Below are 17,976 nucleotides of genomic sequence, written 5' to 3'. Positions count from 1 at the left end.
TCCGTATAAGTTTGAATATCGTAAGGTAGATTTTGTTGGTCCGCAGGTGGGTAGACAGCTAATAGAAGCAGGGGCTATGGCGATGTTGTTCTCTTTCTTAGCGATTATGGTTTATATTTGGGTGCGTTTTGAGTGGTATTTCGGTCTTGGTATACTTATCGCCTTAGTGCATGACGTAATACTTGCTCTTGGGTTTATGAGTATGACAAAGCTTGATTTTAACTTAAGTACTATTGCTGCAGTGTTAACTATTATAGGTTATTCCGTTAATGATTCGGTAGTAATATATGATAGGATTAGAGAAAATTTACGTAAATATCATAAAAAAAATATCACGGAAATTATAAATTTAAGTATTAATGAGACTTTATCAAGAACTATTTTAACGGTAATTACCACGCTACTTGCCAATTTAGCCCTTATTCTTTTTGGCGGTGAGGCAATCCGTAGTTTTAGCGTACTTGTATTTTTTGGGATAATAGCTGGTACTTATTCCTCGATTTTTATCTCTGCTCCGATACTTACAATGTTTGTTAATAGGAAGTTTAATAAAAAAGTAATAGGAAGGTAATGAATCATCATTGCGAGCAGCCGTAGGCTGCGTGGCAATCTCAGGATTTTGGCACGAGATTGCTTCGTCAAAATTTTCAATTTTTCCTCGCAATGACGTTTTTAAGCCATAACGAGAATAGTTTATGCTAAAAGAAGAAGACAAAATTTTTACTAACCTACATGGGCAGCAAAGCCATGATTTGAAATCTAGCAAGAAGCGAGGCGATTGGGAGAATACTAAAGCTTTGCTTGATAAAGGTAGAGATTTCATCATTGAAGAGGTTAAGAAATCAGGGCTTAGAGGGCGAGGCGGTGCCGGATTTTCTACCGGTATGAAATGGTCGTTTATGCCCAAAAATTCAGAGAAGCCTTGCTATTTAGTAGTAAATGCTGACGAGTCTGAGCCTGGTACGTGTAAGGACCGTGATATATTAAGGTTTGAGCCGCATAAATTAATAGAAGGTTGTTTGCTTGCAAGCTTTGCTATAGGAGCGAATGATTGTTATATCTATATTAGAGGTGAGTTTTATAATGAAGCCTCTAATATTCAGCGTGCCTTAGATGAAGCTTATAAAGAAGGGTTAATAGGAAAGAATGCTTGCGGTTCGAGCTTCGATTGTAATATTTATTTACATCGTGGGGCAGGGGCTTATATTTGCGGTGAAGAAACTGCATTACTTGAAAGTTTAGAAGGCAAAAAAGGTATGCCACGGCTTAAGCCGCCTTTTCCTGCCGGCTTTGGGTTATATGGTTGCCCGACTACTATAAATAATGTTGAGTCTATTGCAGTAGTGCCAACCATTTTAAGACGAGGAGCTAGCTGGTTTGCCGGTATAGGTAAACCTAACAATACGGGAACTAAGATTTTCTGTATATCAGGGAATGTTAACAAGCCTTGTAATGTTGAAGAAGCAATGGGAATCTCGTTAAAAGAATTGATTGAGAAATATGCCGGCGGTGTTCGAGGCGGTTGGGATAACCTTAAAGCCATAATCCCGGGTGGTTCTTCCGTGCCTTTACTTCCTAAGTCATTATGTGAAGTAGATATGGATTTTGATAGTTTAAGAACCGCAGGTTCCGGACTTGGTACAGGCGGTATTATAGTTATGGATAAATCTACCGATATTATTTATGCAATAGCAAGGCTTAGTAAATTTTACATGCATGAATCATGCGGGCAATGTACTCCTTGCCGTGAGGGTACGGGCTGGATGTGGCGAGTTATGATGCGGCTAGTTAAAGGTAATGCCAAAAAATCTGAGATAGACGAACTCCTTAACGTTACGAAAGAAATAGAGGGGCATACTATCTGTGCTTTAGGTGATGCGGCAGCTTGGCCGATTCAAGGGCTGATACGCCATTTTAGAAGCGAGATTGAGGAGAGGATAAAGAGTTATAGCGTGGCTTGACTTTATCATCATTGCGAGCGGGTCTTGTTGCGTGGATACCCAACCGTCATGAGCTACGCAGCCGTAGGTAGGTATTGTTGCGTGGATCAATTTCACCTCTGTCATCCCACGACTTGATCGCGGGATCCAGTTAAAAATACTAAAATTATTAGTATTTTTTATTGTTTTTCTGGACACCGTGGTCAAGCCACGGCATGACACCAAATGCGTTTTTCGATCCACGTAACAATACCACGCAGGAATGACATCGGCAACTCTGCAGTAATAGTCTTCCACGAGAACGACATAGGTAAGAGCCATGTAACAAATATTATTTATAAATAATTAAGAGATTATGCAAACAGATAATACAAAATCAAACACTAATAAAACAGCTAAGCAAGAGTGGGGGTCTTTTGCTTTTGTAATATGCATCGCTTTACTTATTAGAATACTTATTATGGAGCCGTTTACCGTTCCGACCGGTTCTATGAAGGCAACCATACTTGAGAATGACTATATATTTTCTACGAAATATAGTTATGGTTATAGTAATTATTCTTTATCTTTTTTTGATTTTATTCCTCTTTTTAAAGGGCGAATATTTGCTCGTGAACCGGAGCGTGGCGATATTGTAGTTTTTCGTCCGCCTAACAATATGAGTGTTAGATATATAAAACGTTTAATAGGGCTACCCGGTGATAAAATTCAATTGATTGATGATGTAATATATATTAACGATAAAAAAATAGAACGCACGGAAGTTGGAACTTATATAAGCGAAGAGGGAATAAAATATTTGAAGTTTAAAGAAACACTGCCAAACGGTAGAACATATTTTTCTTATAAGCTTGCTCCTATTTTTGGCGTTATATATAATGATAGATACGGTAATACGGATGTTTTTTATGTACCTGAAGGGAAATATTTCTTTTTAGGGGATAATAGAGATCAGTCAAATGATAGTAGAGTAAATCTTGGATTTGTACCGTTTGAAAATTTTATTGCTAAAGCACAATTTATTTGGTTCTCAACAAAAATAACTTGGTGGGATAATGATATAGGAGTTATTAATCTAGTACTAAAGTTAAAGCCATGGATTGAATCTGTTAGGTTAAATCAAATTTTCAGAAATCTTTATAACACGGATGAGTAATGGAATCATTTGAGAAGTTAGAAAAGCTACTTAGCTATAGTTTCAAAAATAAAGAGCTTTTAATAGAAGCGTTGAGTCACCCGTCTTTAAGGCAGCATCACGAGTACAAGGATGATAAAGATTATGAACGATTAGAGTTTCTAGGTGATGCCGTATTAAATTTAGTAATCACGGAAATTTTATTTAAGAATTTTGCAAATTATAATGAGGGAAATTTAGCTAAAATTAGATCATATTTAGTTTGCAGAGAAACAATATGTATGGTTGGGGCTAAGCTTGCTTTAAAAGATTATATAATTATGACTCATGGGGAAGAAGTAGCAGGCGGGCGTGACAATCCTAGTAATATAGAAAATGCTACGGAAGCTTTGATTGCATCTATATATCTTGATAGTAATATTGAAACAACCCATAATATTATCGGGAAATTATGGGAAGAATTTATAAAAGTTCAGAATTTAACGGATTATGACCCAAAAACTGCTTTACAAGAATGGGCTCAAGCTAGTGATCATCACCTACCTATATACCGTCTGATAAAAAGAGAAGGAGCCGCCCATTCATCGACTTTTACGGTTCTTGTAAAAGTAAAAGATTATGAACAAACAGGCACTGGTCACTCGATAAAAGAAGCAGAGAAAAACGCAGCACGAAGTTTATTGCATAGACTTAAAAATGACTAATAGATATCTTTCCAAACCAGCTTATAGAGAGGAATTTAAAGGAGGCACGGAATGCAGCACCGCAGCGTACACACTAGTACGTGAGGATGCGAGTACTGGGTCGACGTCTAAATTACCTCTAGAAGCGAAGTTTGGGAAGATGTCTAATCAGAAAACGGTATCGGTTTGTATAATCGGACGACCAAATAGTGGGAAGTCGACTTTGTTAAACAGAATAATCGGTGAGAAGCTTTCAATTGTTACCCCAAAAGTTCAAACGACTAGGTCAATTATTACCGGTATTATTACCTTAAAAGATACGCAGGTAATTTTATACGATACGCCCGGTATATTTGAGCCGAAAGGAACGCTTGAGAAGGCGATGGTCAGATGTGCGTGGTCTAGTTTGCATAGTGCGGATTTAGTTTTGTTAATTATTGATAGTTTAAAACCGTTTGATGATGTAACGCATAATATTTTAGATAAGCTTCGCTCACTTAATATTGTTCCGATATTTTTATTGAACAAAATAGACATCGAATCAAAATATCTAAATGACATTAAAGCTTTTTTAACGAAAAATCATCCTGATAGCTTACTTTTTCCTATATCTGCTTTATCGGACAAAAATATTGATGGATTACTTGAATATATAACAAGTAAGGCAAAAATTTCTCCTTGGCTTTATGCGGAAGACGACATAACGGATTTACCTATGCATTTTATTGCAGCAGAAATTACAAGAGAGCAGTTATTTTTAAATTTGCAGCAAGAACTCCCTTATAAATTAACCGTACAAACCGAAAAGTGGGAAGAGCTTAAAGACAAATCCGTAAAGATTAATCAAGTTATAGTAGTCTCAAGAGAGAGTTACAAAACTATAATACTCGGTAAAAACGGTTCTAAAATTAAAGAGATAGGAGCAAAATCCCGAATGCAAATGGAGAGGTTTTTTGGATCTCCTGTTCATTTATTTTTGTTCGTTAAGGTGCGTGAGCTGTGGGAAAATAATCAAGAATTTTATCAATATATGAAGATATAAAGCTGTCACCCTGTGGCTTGACCACGGGGTCCAGTATTTTAAAATTATTTTATGGACCCCGTGGTCAAGCCACGGAGTGACACGGTATATGTAATCATGATAGTACTTGGGATTGATCCGGCACTTGGGAGTCTTGGATGGGCAGTAGTTGCAAAAGAGACCGCAAAGTTGAAATATTTAGCTAGCGGTATTATTAAAACAAATAGTAAGAATGAAATTCATCATAGACTTGCTTTTATTAATAGTACATTAGAAAAAGTAATATTAGAATATCAACCAAATATGGCAGCGATTGAAGAAACATTTGTTAATACTAATAGCGTGACTTCTTTAAAACTTGGATATGCTAGAGGGGCGATAATGTCGCTGATCGGTAGATATAATTTAGGCTTACGAGAATTTAAGCCGAATACGGTAAAAAAAACCGTAACAGGATATGGGCATGCAGAGAAAGACCAAATTTTGCATATGATAAAGCTTTTGCTGCCTGGCACTTCCTTAATTACCAATTCCGATGAAGCTGACGCCGTAGCGATTGCCTATACCTGCTTAGTTACAAAAAATTATTAAAATGAATCCAATAATAATATTAGTTGCCCCGCAAATGGGTGAGAATATCGGTGCTACTGCAAGAGCAATAAAGAATTTTGGCTTAAATGAGCTTAGAATCGTAGCTCCAAGAGACGGCTGGCCTAATGAGCAAGCACGTAGTAATGCAGTCGGAGCGGTTAATATTATAGATAATGCAAAAGTTTATGATAGCCTTGAAGATAGCATTAAAGACCTCGAATATTTATATGCTACTACTTGCATTAAAAGGGCTATAAATAAAGATTATGTATTTTCACAACATTTGCCTTTAGATTATCCAAATTCTGCAAAAGTTGGGATAATGTTCGGGCGGGAAAATAATGGACTTAGCAATGAAGAGATTTCACTTGCCAATAAGATTATCACTATTAACACAACTGAATTTAGCTCATTAAATATTGCTCAAGCGGTGATTATAATATGCTATGAGTTATTTCGTAATTCTACGCCCAGAGAGGATATACATAACATTCAAAAATTAGCTACTAAAGAAGAAATAGAGCATTTTTTAGTAAATTTATTCGGCAAACTCGATAAAGCCGGATTCTTCAAGGCTCCCGACAAAAAACCTGCTATGCAACAAAATATCACTAATATATTTACACGTATAAATAGTCTCTCTTCCCCTGAAGTCCAAACGCTGCAAGGTATCATAAAATCGTTAAACCTAAAGATTTAATAATTTCAGCTACTCTTTCTGCTTCATTTAAGGGTTTGTAGCTATATTCTTCTAGAGCAATAACCGACTTATCAAAAATTCTTGCTATCTTCTGTTCTACTAACTGCTTTATAAAAATCTTATGCTTTGAAGAATTAAAGTTTGGTGGGCAGAATATATAAAGAGGTTTACCGCTTGAAGCTGCTTCACTGCACATTGAGATTGAGTCGGCCGTAGAGATTATATATTTTGCTTTGGCGAGCATAGCTATATAAGGATTATAGCCTGCGTCTTCATTCGGGTCATAAATAATTGTGGGAGACGGCATATTATTTTTAATAATTGATTTTACAGTTTGTGGTGTACGTCTACTAAAACTAATGAGGAAAGGTATTTGTTGATTAGTATATATTTTATTTAATAATGAAGAAAATAAAACTGCTTCATCTTCATTGAAATTAAATTTTTTATTATTCCCACCGATTATCACTGCAATAAACTGTTTAAGATTAGGATAATGTTTTTGCAGTTCTAGATTCGCAGCAGCAAACTGATCGGTTATGTTGTTGATGGCTCCATTGATGGGGATGATTGTCATTCCGTGACTTGATCGCGTAATCCAGTCTTCTTTAATTTTTTTTTGGATACCGTGGTCAAGCCACGGTATGACATTTTGGCTATTACTTAAATCATGATAAGGCAGAATAACGGCATCAAATGCATCATAAGGCAAAGAGGGCTGCATTATTTGTATTAACTTGATATCTTTAAATTTCTTTTTTAAATAAAATGCTAGTACTGCCGTTCTTCTTCCGGCGGTAATTATCATATCGGGTAAAGGCTTTGCCATAATATCTTGCAATAGCTCACTTTTTATATGAATAGGATAATATTTTAGTAAAAAGTTCGGTAACTTAGCTAAGCAATTATATTCAAGCTTAATTGCGGTATATTCTTCTGTTAATTTTTCAGCAAGTGCAATAGCCTGATGGGTGTTGCCTGTTCTATCATCTGCCAATACGTGTATTTTCATCGTAAATACTTCTCTAAAGGTAATGTTAATAAGTTTGTTAGAGGCAGTGATTTATCGCAAGCATCGGCTATTTGCGGTGTGATCGGGATTTGAGCGATTAGTGGTATATTATATTTTTGCGATAAATACCCGCCGCTATTATTTTTAAGCATATAGCTCATATTCTCAATTATTCCCAAAATAGGTAAATTTAGTTTTTGATATAAATCTATAGAACGTATTACGTCTATTTCTGATATTTTTTGCGGCGTAGTTACGATTATTACGCCGTCTAAATGATAATTTTCTAGCATACTTAAATGAATATCACCTATCCCCGGCGGCATATCGATAATTAGATAATCTAAATTATCCCATTTTGTTACCGATAATAATTGATAGATAGTTTTGCTCGCCATAGGACCACGCCACATAATTGCCGAGTGGTCTTTAACGAAGAAGCCTATAGACATAATTTCGATGCTTTGAGCAAGTACCGGTATTATTCGTCCATCTTTCGTTTTCGGTACTTCGTTAATGCCGAATATATGCGGAATTGACGGACCGTAAATATCCGCATCTACTATTCCGACTTGGTAATTTTCTAGACTTAACTGCTGAGCAATAAGAGCTGATATTGTAGATTTTCCGACTCCGCCTTTGCCTGACGCTACTAAGATAATTTTTTTTACGTTTTCTATAAAATGTTTTGGTTTTTGAACTTTTTTCTCCATCGGTTTACTTTCGGTGAAAACAATTGTTATTTTATTTACTTCCGAAATCTCGTTAAGTTTATTAATTGCCTTAAGTCTAATTTCCTCGGCTTCTAACTTGTTTTTACCTGATATATCTATGGAGAAACCGATATTATTCCCCTTAATTATAATATCCGATATAACTTCATTTAAAAAAGTACCGTCTTTAAAGGTAATATTCTGAATTTTATCTATAATTTGTCGTTGGTGTAAATTCGCCATAATTAAATTTCCTTTTTAAAGCTGTTTAAGCTCGTCACTTGACGTTATATACTATAATATATATAATCACTTAAATCCTCATTACTTTTTGTAAAACTCTACTTCTAGAGGTAATTTGTACGTCAATCCGGTACTCACATCCTCACGTACTTTTTTGTACGCTGCGGTGCTGCGTTTCGTGTTTCCTTCAAATCCCTCTCTATAAGCGAATTTTACAAGAAGTATTTTAAAATAATATAAAACAACAAAGCAAATGCTTAATAAAAAATATATCTCGATTTTAAAAAAATCCCCATGGAAAGATTTTGATTCTAATAAAGAAGATAACATATTCACAAGACCACGTAAAAATCAATTTAATTTTGATAAATTTCAATTCCAGTTTAATTTCAATGCTAAAACAATAATTTTAGCTGTTGTTGCGATGGTTGCTTTATGGTTTGCTTCGGGTATTTATGAAATAAAAGAAGGTGAAGAAGCAGCAGTAATAAGGTTTGGGCGTTTTGTGCGTAAGGGTTCCCCCGGGCTTAATTATCATTTACCGGCTCCTTTTGAAAAGATAATAGTTGAGAAAGTGAAGCAATCACGCCGGATTGAGATTGGTTATCGTACAAATAGCTCTCTGCGTAGCGGTGGCGATAATACTAAAAATATTGCCGGTGAAAGTATAATGCTTACCGGTGATGAAAATATCGTTGCTTTAAATTGTGACGTAATGTGGCATATTAATAATCTTGAAGATTTTATTTTTAATTTACAAAGACCTGAAGAAACAGTAAAAGCAACAGTAGAAAGTGCCGTTAGGGAAGTAATAGGCAATACTCCTATTTCTTGGGTATTATCCGATCGAAAGCAAGAAATTACTTATAAAATAGAAAAATTAGCCCAGAAGATACTGGATAGTTACAATGCTGGTGTGATGATTGAGAAAGTACAATTATTAAAAGCCGAGCCGCCTGCCGAAGTAATAGACGCTTATAGAGACGTGCAAACTTCAAAAGCAGATAAAGAGAAAGAAATAAATCAAGCTCAAGCCTATAATAATAAGATTTTACCGGAAGCTAGAGGAGCAGCTGCAAAGATTATACAAGAAGCAGAAGGTTATAGAGAAGAAGTTATATCAAAAGCAGAAGGTTATAGCCAAAGATTTAATGCTATTTATAAACAATATGCTACAGGTAGGCAAGTAACTAGAGATAGATTATATTTAGAAGTAGTCGAAGAGATATTAAGCGGTTCCAATAAAACGATTATTAATAATGCACTACTGCCGCACATGGCCATAAAACCGTAGGGTACTATTTCATTCCCGCGAAAGCGGGAATCCACTTTGTCATACCGTGGCTTGACCACGGTATCCAGAAAAAAATTAAAAAAGACTGGATCCCGCGATCAAATCGCGGGATGACATTATAACAGCATAGAATACAAAAAAACAACAAGGAATATTAAATGCAACAAAAGATTTATTATATAATTTTTACAATTGTTTTTGGGCTGATACTGATTTCTAGCTCCTTATTTTCAGTTGACCAACGCCAATCTGCTGTAGTATTCCAGTTTGGTGAGGCAGTTAGAACTATAGAAAATCCAGGGCTAAATATTAAAATCCCGTTTATTCAAAATGTTGAATTTTTTGATAAGCGTCTTTTAGATGTTGAGGTTGAGGCAAAAGAATTAACGGCTGCTGACGGTAAGCGAGTTATTGTTGATGCTTACGCCAAATTCCAAATTAATAATCCCGTAATGTTTTATAAAACGGTACATGATTATCAAGGCGTGAAAATTAGGTTAACGCGTAATCTTGAATCGTCAATGCGTAAGGTGATAGGTAAAATCTCGTTAAGTAGCCTTTTAAGTCAGGAACGTAGTAACGTAATGTTAAATATCTTAAATCAAGTGGACGGAGAAGCTAAAAGCTTTGGTATTGACGTTGTAGATGTTAGAATTTTAAGAGCAGACTTACCGAAAGAAAATAGTGCGGCTATTTATCGTCGTATGCAAACGGCACGTGAAAAGGAAGCAACCCAAATTAGAGCGGAAGGGCAAGAAGAAAGCGTGCGTATTCGTTCAAAAGCAGATAAAGAAAGTAAAATAATACTTGCTAAAGCTTATCGAGATGCACAAATTATTAAAGGTGACGGCGATGAGAAAGCGGCAAAAATATATAATTCTGCTTATTCAGTCGACCCGGAATTTTATAAATTTTATAGATCACTTTTAGTATATAAAAATTCTTTAAAGAAAGAGGATACTAATTTTGTAATTTCACCGGATGCTGAAGTTTTAAAATATCTAAATCTAACTAAGTAGTATACTCGTTTAATTTGAAAAATTGGCTACGTTGTTTTATATTTTTTGATCCTTACGTAGGATTAACTACGCTGCGGTCAAAAAGTATAAACCGCCTTGCTCTTTTCCAAATTAAACTTCGTCTATCTACTTTTTATTTACTTGGAGTATATGGTTAATCTGAAAATAGTTCTTGTTATAATAGTTTTAATATCAAGTAACGTTGTTCTAGCAAAAGAAAATAATAAGTATTTAAAAGTAGCAGATCAAGAAGAGAATGAGTTTACGGAAATAAATTCTGCTCCTTTAAAAGTAAGTGAAGCCACCCGTTATAGCTTTGCCGATATAGTTGAACCATTAATTCCTGCAGTCGTTAATATTTCAACAATAGAATATGTTAATAGTAAATCGGAAAATGCCGAGAAAGATTCTCTGCAAGAAAAAAAAACTTTAGATTTCATTAATGATTTTTTAGAAAAGCTTAATATACCGCTGAATTTAGAAGAGGTAGATCAAACTCCTAAAAGCGTTCCGCTTGGTTCAGGATTTATTATTGAACCTAACGGCTTAATAGTGACAAATTATCATGTAATTGCAAATGTTGAGAAAATTAATATAAAACTTGCAGATAATACCGAATTATCGGCTAAATTAATAGGTAGCGATACTAAAACCGATTTAGCTCTCTTAAAAATAGATAGCGAGGAACCTCTACCTTTTGTTGAGTTTGGAGATTCAAATGATGCAAGAGTAGGAGATTGGGTTATTGCAATCGGTAATCCGTTCGGTAATCTAGGAGGTACGGTGACAAGCGGTATTATATCCTCTAAAGGGCGGGATATCGATATAGATACGGACAATATAGTCGATAATTTTATTCAAACGGATGCTGCAATTAATAACGGTAATTCAGGTGGTCCTATGTTTAATTTGGATCAGAAAGTAATTGGCGTAAATACGGCAATTTTTTCACCGCTCGGTACTAATATAGGGATCGGTTTTGCAATACCGTCAAATACTGCAAAGCCTATAATTGAACGTCTTAAGAAAGATGGAAAAGTAAGTAGAGGACGCCTTGGAGTAACAATACAAGATTTAACCGAGGAAATTTCTGAAGGGCTAGGACTTAAAAATACTAGGGGGGTGTTAGTAGCTAAAGTACAAGAAGACGGTCCAGGTGATAAAGCAGGAATTAAAACAGGTGATATAATAATAGAGTTTGCAGATATACCGGTTAAAAATACTAAAAAATTACGTGTAATTATTGCAGATGCTCCTATTGATCAGGAAGTAAAAGTAAAAATACTTCGCGATAAAAAAGAGCTTGAATTACCTATTAAAATTATTTCGGATAATGAAGAGGTTACCAAAGATTCTACAGAAGAGACCAATAAGGAAGAAATAACAAACAAAGAAGAAAATAATTTATCTATTACTAAAAGTAATATTACTTTTAGTAATTTGACTGAAGAACTAAGACAAAAATATACTATTCCTCAAGATAAAATGGGAATAGTTATAACCAATATTGATGAAGAAGAAAGTCGCTTCAAAATTGGTGATCTGATAACCAATATTAATCAGGAAAGCATAGACGATATAAGTAAGCTAGAAGAATTATATGAAAATGCTAAAAAATCAGATAAGCAAAATATTTTGCTCTTGATTAAAAGGGGCGATACAAGTGTGTTCGTGCCGTTATCGGTGCTGTGATTAAATGTCATACCGTGGCTTGACCACGGTATCCAGTCTTTTTAAATTTTTAACTAGATACCGTGGTCAAGCCACGGTATGACACCTAAATAATTATGAATGAAAAAATAGCAATTTTAAGTGCATATAGTTTTGTTAATATAGAAGAGCCGGTGAATTTAATACCAAAGCTTTTGCTTATCAGTAAAAAAAAATATGTTAGAGGTACTATTTTATTAGCTAATGAAGGTTTTAACAGTTCTTTTTCAGGTTCATATGAAAATGTAAATCTTGTACTTGAAGAACTAATAAAGCTAACCGGCCCCAAAGATGTTAACGTTAAAATAAATTATAGTGATGTTCATCCTTTTCAGAAGCTGAAAGTAAGGCTTAAGAAAGAGATTGTAGCGATGAATGTTGAAGATTTGAATGTTGATTTGTTTAAAGGCGAATATATAGAGCCGAAAGATTGGGATGAATTTATCACAAAACAAGATGTTATAGTAATAGATACTCGTAATGATTATGAAGTAGAGGTCGGTACATTTAAATCAGCAATTAATCCTAATACCAAAACATTTAAACAATTTCCTGCTTGGGTTCAGCAGAATCAAGAATTGCTCAAAGGTAAGAAAATTGCTATGGTTTGTACAGGTGGTATTAGGTGTGAAAAATCCACCAGCTTACTTAAAAGCATAGGTTATGATGAAGTATATCATCTAAAAGGCGGTATATTGCAGTATTTAGAAGATACACAAAACAAGAATAATTTATGGCAAGGTGAATGTTTCGTCTTTGATGATAGGAGAGCAGTAGCAGATGATTTATCACCTGCAGAAGGGCATTGGTTGCAGACTCGTTTAATTTGAAAAATTGGCTACGTTGTTTTATACTTTTTGATCCTCACTTAGGATTAACTATGCTGCAGTCAAAAAGTATAAAACGCCTTGCTCTTTTCCAAATTAAACTTCGTCTGCCTTCATCTAATTTTTTATTATATTAAATAGCTATGACTAAAACCAAACAAGAAATTTATAATAAGCGTCCAACTTCGCCGCATTTAACTATATATAAGCCGCAAATAAGTTCTAATTTGTCGATTTTGCATCGTATGACCGGTGTAGCTCTATTTTTTGCAGTATCGATTTTGGCATGGTGGTGGATCCTTAGTAAATATGACAATAATTATTTACAACTTGCTAATTGCTGCATTATAAAAATATGCTTAGTAGCTGTTAGTTACGCTTGGTTTTATCATTTATGTAACGGCATTAGGCATTTATTTTGGGATATTGGTTACGGTTTTTCTATAAAAGCAGTTAATATCACCGGTTGGTGTGTAGTTGTATGTTCTATATTATTAACTATGTTGTTATGGGTATAAAAATATAAATAATCTTCGGTGTCATGCCGCGACTTGATCACGGTATCCAAAAAATAACTTAATAAAATGAAAGAATATTATGTTTATATACTTTCTAATAAATGTAACGGTACTCTATCATATAGGCGTTACTTCAGATATTATAAAACGTATTTGGCAACATAAGCAGAAGATAAGAAAAGGTTTTACTACAAAATACGATATAGATAAACTAGTTTATTTTGAACAATTTAATGATGTTAATCTTGCAATTGGACGTGAAAAACGTCTAAAGGAAGAGGAAATGGAAGCTAGATTTAATTAACTCTAGTAATCCAAGTTGGCATGATTTATATGAAGATTTTTTAAAATAAATTATGCTTTAGTAGTAATAAGTTTTTTTGGATACCACGATCAAGTCGCGGTATGACAACTTAACGAAAAAAATATGTTTAGAGAAAATTAATGGTATATGATTTTAAAGCAGAAATTGTAAAAGCAAAAAATAGCGGTTCTGCTAAAAGTGGTTCTCATCATTGGTTATTGCAAAGAGCAACGGGGATTATATTAGCTTTATGTTCTATATGGTTAATATATTTTACGTTAACCAACAAAAATAATGACATAAATATTATTATGTGGGAGCTTAAAAAGCCTTTTAACGTAGTAGCATTGTTAATTATGGTGGCTATTTCGTTATATCATGCAATGCTTGGTATGCGTGTAGTGATTGAGGATTATGTAAGTTGTCACAAATTACGTAATACATTGATTATAATAGTGCAATTATTTTGCATTGTGACTATTGCAGCTTTTGTAGTAGCGATGTTTTATAGGGGATAAAAATTGTCACCCCGCGGCTTGACCGCGGTATCCAGAAAACAATTTATAGCATTATTGTGTATTGAATTACTGGACCCCGTGGTCAAGCCGCGGGGTGACAGGGGTAGACAATTCACGTATCAAAATAGTAAAAAATTAATTTAATGACCAAAGCATATAATATCATTCATCATAAATTTGACGTAGTAGTTGTAGGTGCGGGCGGAGCAGGTCTTCGTTCTGCATTCGGTATGGCTAAAGAAGGGCTAAATACCGCCTGTATAACTAAGCTATTTCCAACCCGTAGTCATACTGTGGCTGCTCAGGGCGGAATTAGTGCGGCTCTTGGGAATATGGGCGAAGATGATTGGCGTTGGCATATGTATGATACGGTAAAAGGTTCTGATTGGTTAGGCGATCAGGATGCCATCGAGTATATGTGCAAAAACGCTCCCGATGCGATTTTAGAGCTTGAGCATTGCGGTGTACCTTTTTCAAGAACTGAAGAAGGAAAAATTTATCAGCGTCCTTTTGGCGGTATGACTACGGAGTACGGTAAAGGAAAAGCAGCTCAGCGTACATGTGCTGCGGCAGATCGTACGGGGCATGCCATACTTCATACTTTATATCAACAGTCACTAAAACATAAAGTGCAGTTTTTTGTTGAGTATTTTGCTATTGATTTATTGATGGAAGATGGTGAATGTAGAGGTGTAGTTGCGTGGAATTTAGATGATGGTAGTCTGCATTGTTTTAGAGCTCATGATGTAGTGCTTGCAACGGGCGGATACGGGCGTGCTTATTTTTCGGCGACGTCTGCTCACACTTGTACGGGTGACGGGGGCGGTATGGCGATTAGAGCCGGTCTTCCACTGCAAGATATGGAGTTTGTACAGTTCCATCCGACCGGTATATATTCGGCGGGCTGCCTTATTACCGAGGGAGCAAGAGGTGAAGGGGGATATCTCGTTAATGCAAACGGAGAGCGTTTTATGGAGCGTTACGCTCCTGCTGCAAAGGATTTAGCTTCAAGAGACGTAGTTTCAAGAGCAATGACCATCGAGATTCGTGAAGGGCGAGGAGTCGGCGAGTATAAAGATCATGTATTTTTGCATTTAAATCATTTATCGCCTGAAATTTTACATAGCCGTTTGCCCGGTATCTCTGAGACGGCTAAAATTTTTGCTGGTGTGGATGTCACTAAGGAGCCGATACCGGTACTTCCTACGGTACATTATAATATGGGCGGGATATCGACTAATTACCACGGTCAAGTCATAATCAAAGACGGTACGAATCATAATAGCGTAGTAAAGGGACTCATGGCAATCGGTGAAGCGGCTTGCGTATCGGTACACGGTGCTAATAGGTTAGGGTCAAATTCTTTGCTTGATTTAGTAGTGTTCGGTAGAAGCTCTGCATTAAAAGCGGCAGAGCTTATTAAGCCTGCGAGTCCTCATAGGCCTTTAAAAGAAGAAAGCTTTGAAAAGATTATTAATAGGTTCGATAAAATACGTCACGCTAACGGTAATATTTTAGTTGCAGATTTAAGGCTTAAAATGCAAAGAACTATGCAAAGCCATGCTTCGGTATTTAGAACTCAAGAGGTACTAGATGAAGGAGCAGGAATGATTAGCGAAATAAGAAGCGGCTATAAAGATATAAAAGTTAACGATAAATCTTTGATTTGGAATAGTGATTTAGTCGAAGCATTAGAACTAGATAATCTACTTGATCAAGCTTTGGTTACGGTATATTCAGCAGCTGCAAGAAAAGAAAGCAGAGGAGCTCATGCACGTGAAGATTATCCTGATCGTAATGATGGAGATTGGATGAAACATACTCTTAGCTCTATCGATGAAGCGGGTAAAGTAGTTCTTGATTATAAACCTGTAACATTAACCACTTTAACCGATGAAATCAGTGCAATTCCACCGGCAAAAAGAGTGTATTAATTAATGTTCTTATTCATTCCTGCGAAAGCAGGAATCTAGAACCTTTAATGTCATCCCGCGATTTAATCGCGGGATGACAAGAAAAAATATATTAAAAATGTTTGAGTATTTAACAAAATTCTATCCAAAAATCCTTTTTATTGTAGAGGGAACTTTGGTAACTTTAAAATATAGCGTTATTGCCGTTATATTCGGTTTAGTAATAGGGATGCTGCTCGCTATTTGTAAGGTAAATAAAAATCGTGCTTTAAGGTTTTTTGCAAATTTCTATACTTCTATTTTCAGAGGTACTCCTTTATTAATTCAATTAAGTATTATTTATTTTGCATCGCCGTATATAATAGTGGTTAAATTTAGCGTGTTTACGGCAGGTGCTATTTCTTTTTCTCTCAATTCGGGAGCGTATGTTTCCGAAGTAATCAGGGCGGGGATTAATGCGGTTGATAAAGGGCAGTTTGAAGCGGCTGAAGCTCTTGCTATTCCAAAGTTTTTAATAATGAAAGATATAATCCTGCCGCAAGCAGTTAAAAATATTTTTCCGTCATTAGTAAATGAGCTTGTAAATTTGATTAAAGAATCAGCCATTATTTCTATGCTTGGAGAAATGGATTTAATGCGTAGAGCACAAATTGTATCAATTGAAACATATAATTATTTTTTTCCAATGCTTATTGCTGCGTGCTGTTATTATATTTTAGTGATGTTAATCAGCTTTATAGCAAAAATAATTGAAAAAAAAATGATTGTTAATTAAAACATACTTGCTTTTATGGAAAAAGTAATTATAATTTAAATTTAGTGTAATTTACAAATTCTTATAATTTGTATTTAAAAATAAAGGGTGGAAGTATTTTTCCACCCTTTAATTATCGTATATATAAGTTTTTTTTTGGAGTATTGTTTTTAATGCCGACATATAATCAATTAGTACGTTTTGGGAGAAAGTCAAAAACTCGTAAGACCAAATCTCCTGCCTTAGAATCTAATCCTTTTAAAAGCGGTGTTTGCCTAGTTGTAAAAACCGTTACCCCTAAAAAGCCTAACTCTGCACTTCGTAAGATCGCAACGGTACGTTTAAGTAATAAAAGAACCGTAAATGCATATATTCCTGGTGAAAAGCATAGTGTAAAGGAGCATGATAGGGTATTAGTAAGAGGCGGTCAGGTTCCTGATCTTCCGGGGGTGAAATATCATATCGTACTCGGTGCTTATGATATTGCCGGAGTTAAAGGACGTAAGCAAGGTCGTTCACGTTACGGTGCTCCTCGTAAACAAGTTGCAGTTACAAAAAAATAAATTATTAGTTAGAGAGAAAAAATAAAATGTCACGTCGTCACGCCGCGGAAAAGCGAGTAATTTTACCTGATATGAAATATAACAGTATTTTACTGTCAAGATTTATCAATAATATTATGAAAGAAGGGAAGAAAGCCCTTGCAGAGAAAATTGTTTATTCAGCCTTTAATAAAATTGAAAAGAAGCATAGAGTTGATCCGTATCAAATCTTTAATAATGCTATGCATAACGTGAAGCCGCATTTAGAAGTAACTTCGGTTAGGGTTGGAGGAGCTAATTATCAAGTTCCGACGCATGTTGATGAAAGAAGAGGATATGCTCTTGCTAGCCGTTGGATTATTAATGCTGCGTCAAAACGTTCTGAAAAAATGATGATTGATAAACTTGCCGAAGAGCTGTTTGAAGCTTCTAATAATAGAGGCGTTGCCATTAAGAAGAAAGAAGATACTCATAAAATGGCTGAAGCTAATAAAGCTTTCTCTCATTTTAGCCCTAAAAAAATGAAATAAGGTAGGGTA

The 17,976-nt window shown here is 35.2% G+C and carries 20 protein-coding genes and 1 pseudogene; 18 read left to right on the top strand and 3 right to left on the bottom strand.

Translation table 11 applies throughout. The features are described 5' to 3' along the window. The 7 genes from secF to D6968_RS01435 form a co-directional block, all read left to right on the top strand. On the top strand, positions 1-571 hold a 571-nt coding region (gene secF / locus D6968_RS01475), incomplete at its 5' end, for a protein translocase subunit SecF (protein WP_121542918.1). Positions 572-695: 124 nt separating this feature from the next. Next, on the top strand, positions 696-1,961 hold the full coding sequence (gene nuoF / locus D6968_RS01465) for an NADH-quinone oxidoreductase subunit NuoF (RefSeq protein WP_121542916.1): 1,266 nt from the start codon (positions 696-698) through the stop codon (positions 1,959-1,961). 334 nt (positions 1,962-2,295) lie between these two features. Next, the gene (lepB, locus tag D6968_RS01455) at positions 2,296-3,096 is read left to right on the top strand and encodes a signal peptidase I (RefSeq protein ID WP_121542912.1); all 801 of its coding nucleotides are present in this window, start codon (positions 2,296-2,298) and stop codon (positions 3,094-3,096) included. Further along, positions 3,096-3,779: a ribonuclease III gene (rnc, locus tag D6968_RS01450; RefSeq protein WP_121542910.1), complete on the top strand. Its 684-nt coding sequence runs from the start codon at positions 3,096-3,098 to the stop codon at positions 3,777-3,779. Before lepB ends, rnc begins: the two co-directional genes overlap by 1 nt. After that, the gene (gene era, locus D6968_RS01445) at positions 3,772-4,800 is read left to right on the top strand and encodes a GTPase Era (RefSeq protein ID WP_121542908.1); all 1,029 of its coding nucleotides are present in this window, start codon (positions 3,772-3,774) and stop codon (positions 4,798-4,800) included. The genes rnc and era overlap by 8 nt, the downstream gene beginning before the upstream one ends. 96 nt (positions 4,801-4,896) lie before the next feature. Beyond that, on the top strand, positions 4,897-5,370 hold the full coding sequence (gene ruvC / locus D6968_RS01440; RefSeq protein ID WP_121542906.1) for a crossover junction endodeoxyribonuclease RuvC: 474 nt from the start codon (positions 4,897-4,899) through the stop codon (positions 5,368-5,370). Position 5,371: 1 nt separating this feature from the next. Then, complete coding sequence (locus D6968_RS01435) at positions 5,372-6,070, top strand: RNA methyltransferase (RefSeq protein ID WP_121542904.1); 699 nt, start codon at positions 5,372-5,374, stop codon at positions 6,068-6,070. Here D6968_RS01435 and D6968_RS01430 read toward each other — a convergent pair. The 3 genes and pseudogenes from D6968_RS01430 to D6968_RS05685 form a co-directional block, all read right to left on the bottom strand. Then, complete coding sequence (locus D6968_RS01430; RefSeq protein WP_121542902.1) at positions 6,042-7,082, bottom strand: mitochondrial fission ELM1 family protein; 1,041 nt, start codon at positions 7,080-7,082, stop codon at positions 6,042-6,044. The two genes, D6968_RS01435 and D6968_RS01430, sit on opposite strands and share 29 nt — an antisense overlap. Continuing rightward, a complete protein-coding gene (locus D6968_RS01425; RefSeq protein ID WP_121542900.1) occupies positions 7,079-8,038 on the bottom strand; it encodes an Mrp/NBP35 family ATP-binding protein in 960 nt (319 codons plus the stop codon). The genes D6968_RS01430 and D6968_RS01425 overlap by 4 nt, the downstream gene beginning before the upstream one ends. Before the next feature lie 87 nt (positions 8,039-8,125). Beyond that, positions 8,126-8,257: pseudogene (locus D6968_RS05685) on the bottom strand (palindromic element RPE1 domain-containing protein); the annotation flags it as partial. 34 nt (positions 8,258-8,291) lie between these two features. Between D6968_RS05685 and hflK the strand changes: the two are divergent. The 11 genes from hflK (at position 8,292) to rpsG (ending at position 17,967) form a co-directional block, all read left to right on the top strand. Further along, a complete protein-coding gene (gene hflK / locus D6968_RS01415; RefSeq protein WP_121542898.1) occupies positions 8,292-9,332 on the top strand; it encodes an FtsH protease activity modulator HflK in 1,041 nt (346 codons plus the stop codon). A gap of 158 nt (positions 9,333-9,490) precedes the next feature. After that, positions 9,491-10,351, top strand: coding sequence for a protease modulator HflC (gene hflC / locus D6968_RS01405; protein ID WP_017443458.1), 861 nt, complete (start codon positions 9,491-9,493; stop codon positions 10,349-10,351). Between the two features lie 150 nt (positions 10,352-10,501). Next, a complete protein-coding gene (locus D6968_RS01400; protein ID WP_121542896.1) occupies positions 10,502-12,043 on the top strand; it encodes a Do family serine endopeptidase in 1,542 nt (513 codons plus the stop codon). 95 nt (positions 12,044-12,138) lie between these two features. Next, complete coding sequence (gene trhO, locus D6968_RS01395) at positions 12,139-12,891, top strand: oxygen-dependent tRNA uridine(34) hydroxylase TrhO (protein WP_121542894.1); 753 nt, start codon at positions 12,139-12,141, stop codon at positions 12,889-12,891. 140 nt (positions 12,892-13,031) lie between these two features. After that, a complete protein-coding gene (gene sdhC, locus D6968_RS01390; RefSeq protein ID WP_121542892.1) occupies positions 13,032-13,406 on the top strand; it encodes a succinate dehydrogenase, cytochrome b556 subunit in 375 nt (124 codons plus the stop codon). A 79-nt stretch (positions 13,407-13,485) separates the two neighbouring features. Beyond that, entirely contained in the window at positions 13,486-13,710 is a 225-nt protein-coding gene (locus D6968_RS01385) for a GIY-YIG nuclease family protein (RefSeq protein ID WP_245969036.1), read from the top strand. A 140-nt stretch (positions 13,711-13,850) separates the two neighbouring features. Then, positions 13,851-14,228, top strand: a complete 378-nt coding sequence (gene sdhD / locus D6968_RS01380; RefSeq protein ID WP_121542890.1) for a succinate dehydrogenase, hydrophobic membrane anchor protein — start codon at positions 13,851-13,853, stop codon at positions 14,226-14,228. 143 nt (positions 14,229-14,371) lie between these two features. Further along, positions 14,372-16,162, top strand: a complete 1,791-nt coding sequence (sdhA, locus tag D6968_RS01370; protein WP_121542886.1) for a succinate dehydrogenase flavoprotein subunit — start codon at positions 14,372-14,374, stop codon at positions 16,160-16,162. Between the two features lie 97 nt (positions 16,163-16,259). Then, positions 16,260-16,916 (top strand): amino acid ABC transporter permease, encoded by a 657-nt coding sequence (locus D6968_RS01365; protein WP_008579660.1) that lies wholly within the window; start codon positions 16,260-16,262, stop codon positions 16,914-16,916. Between the two features lie 152 nt (positions 16,917-17,068). Further along, a complete protein-coding gene (gene rpsL / locus D6968_RS01360) occupies positions 17,069-17,458 on the top strand; it encodes a 30S ribosomal protein S12 (protein WP_004996647.1) in 390 nt (129 codons plus the stop codon). Positions 17,459-17,484: 26 nt separating this feature from the next. Next, the gene (gene rpsG / locus D6968_RS01355) at positions 17,485-17,967 is read left to right on the top strand and encodes a 30S ribosomal protein S7 (RefSeq protein ID WP_121542884.1); all 483 of its coding nucleotides are present in this window, start codon (positions 17,485-17,487) and stop codon (positions 17,965-17,967) included. Positions 17,968-17,976 lie beyond the last annotated feature (9 nt).

This window comes from Candidatus Rickettsia colombianensi, from assembly GCF_003664375.1.
In the GTDB taxonomy this organism is placed as follows: Bacteria; Pseudomonadota; Alphaproteobacteria; order Rickettsiales; family Rickettsiaceae; genus Rickettsia; species Rickettsia tamurae.
Note: the sequence above shows the minus strand (reverse complement) of the source record. Positions and strands in the feature narration are given on the sequence as shown.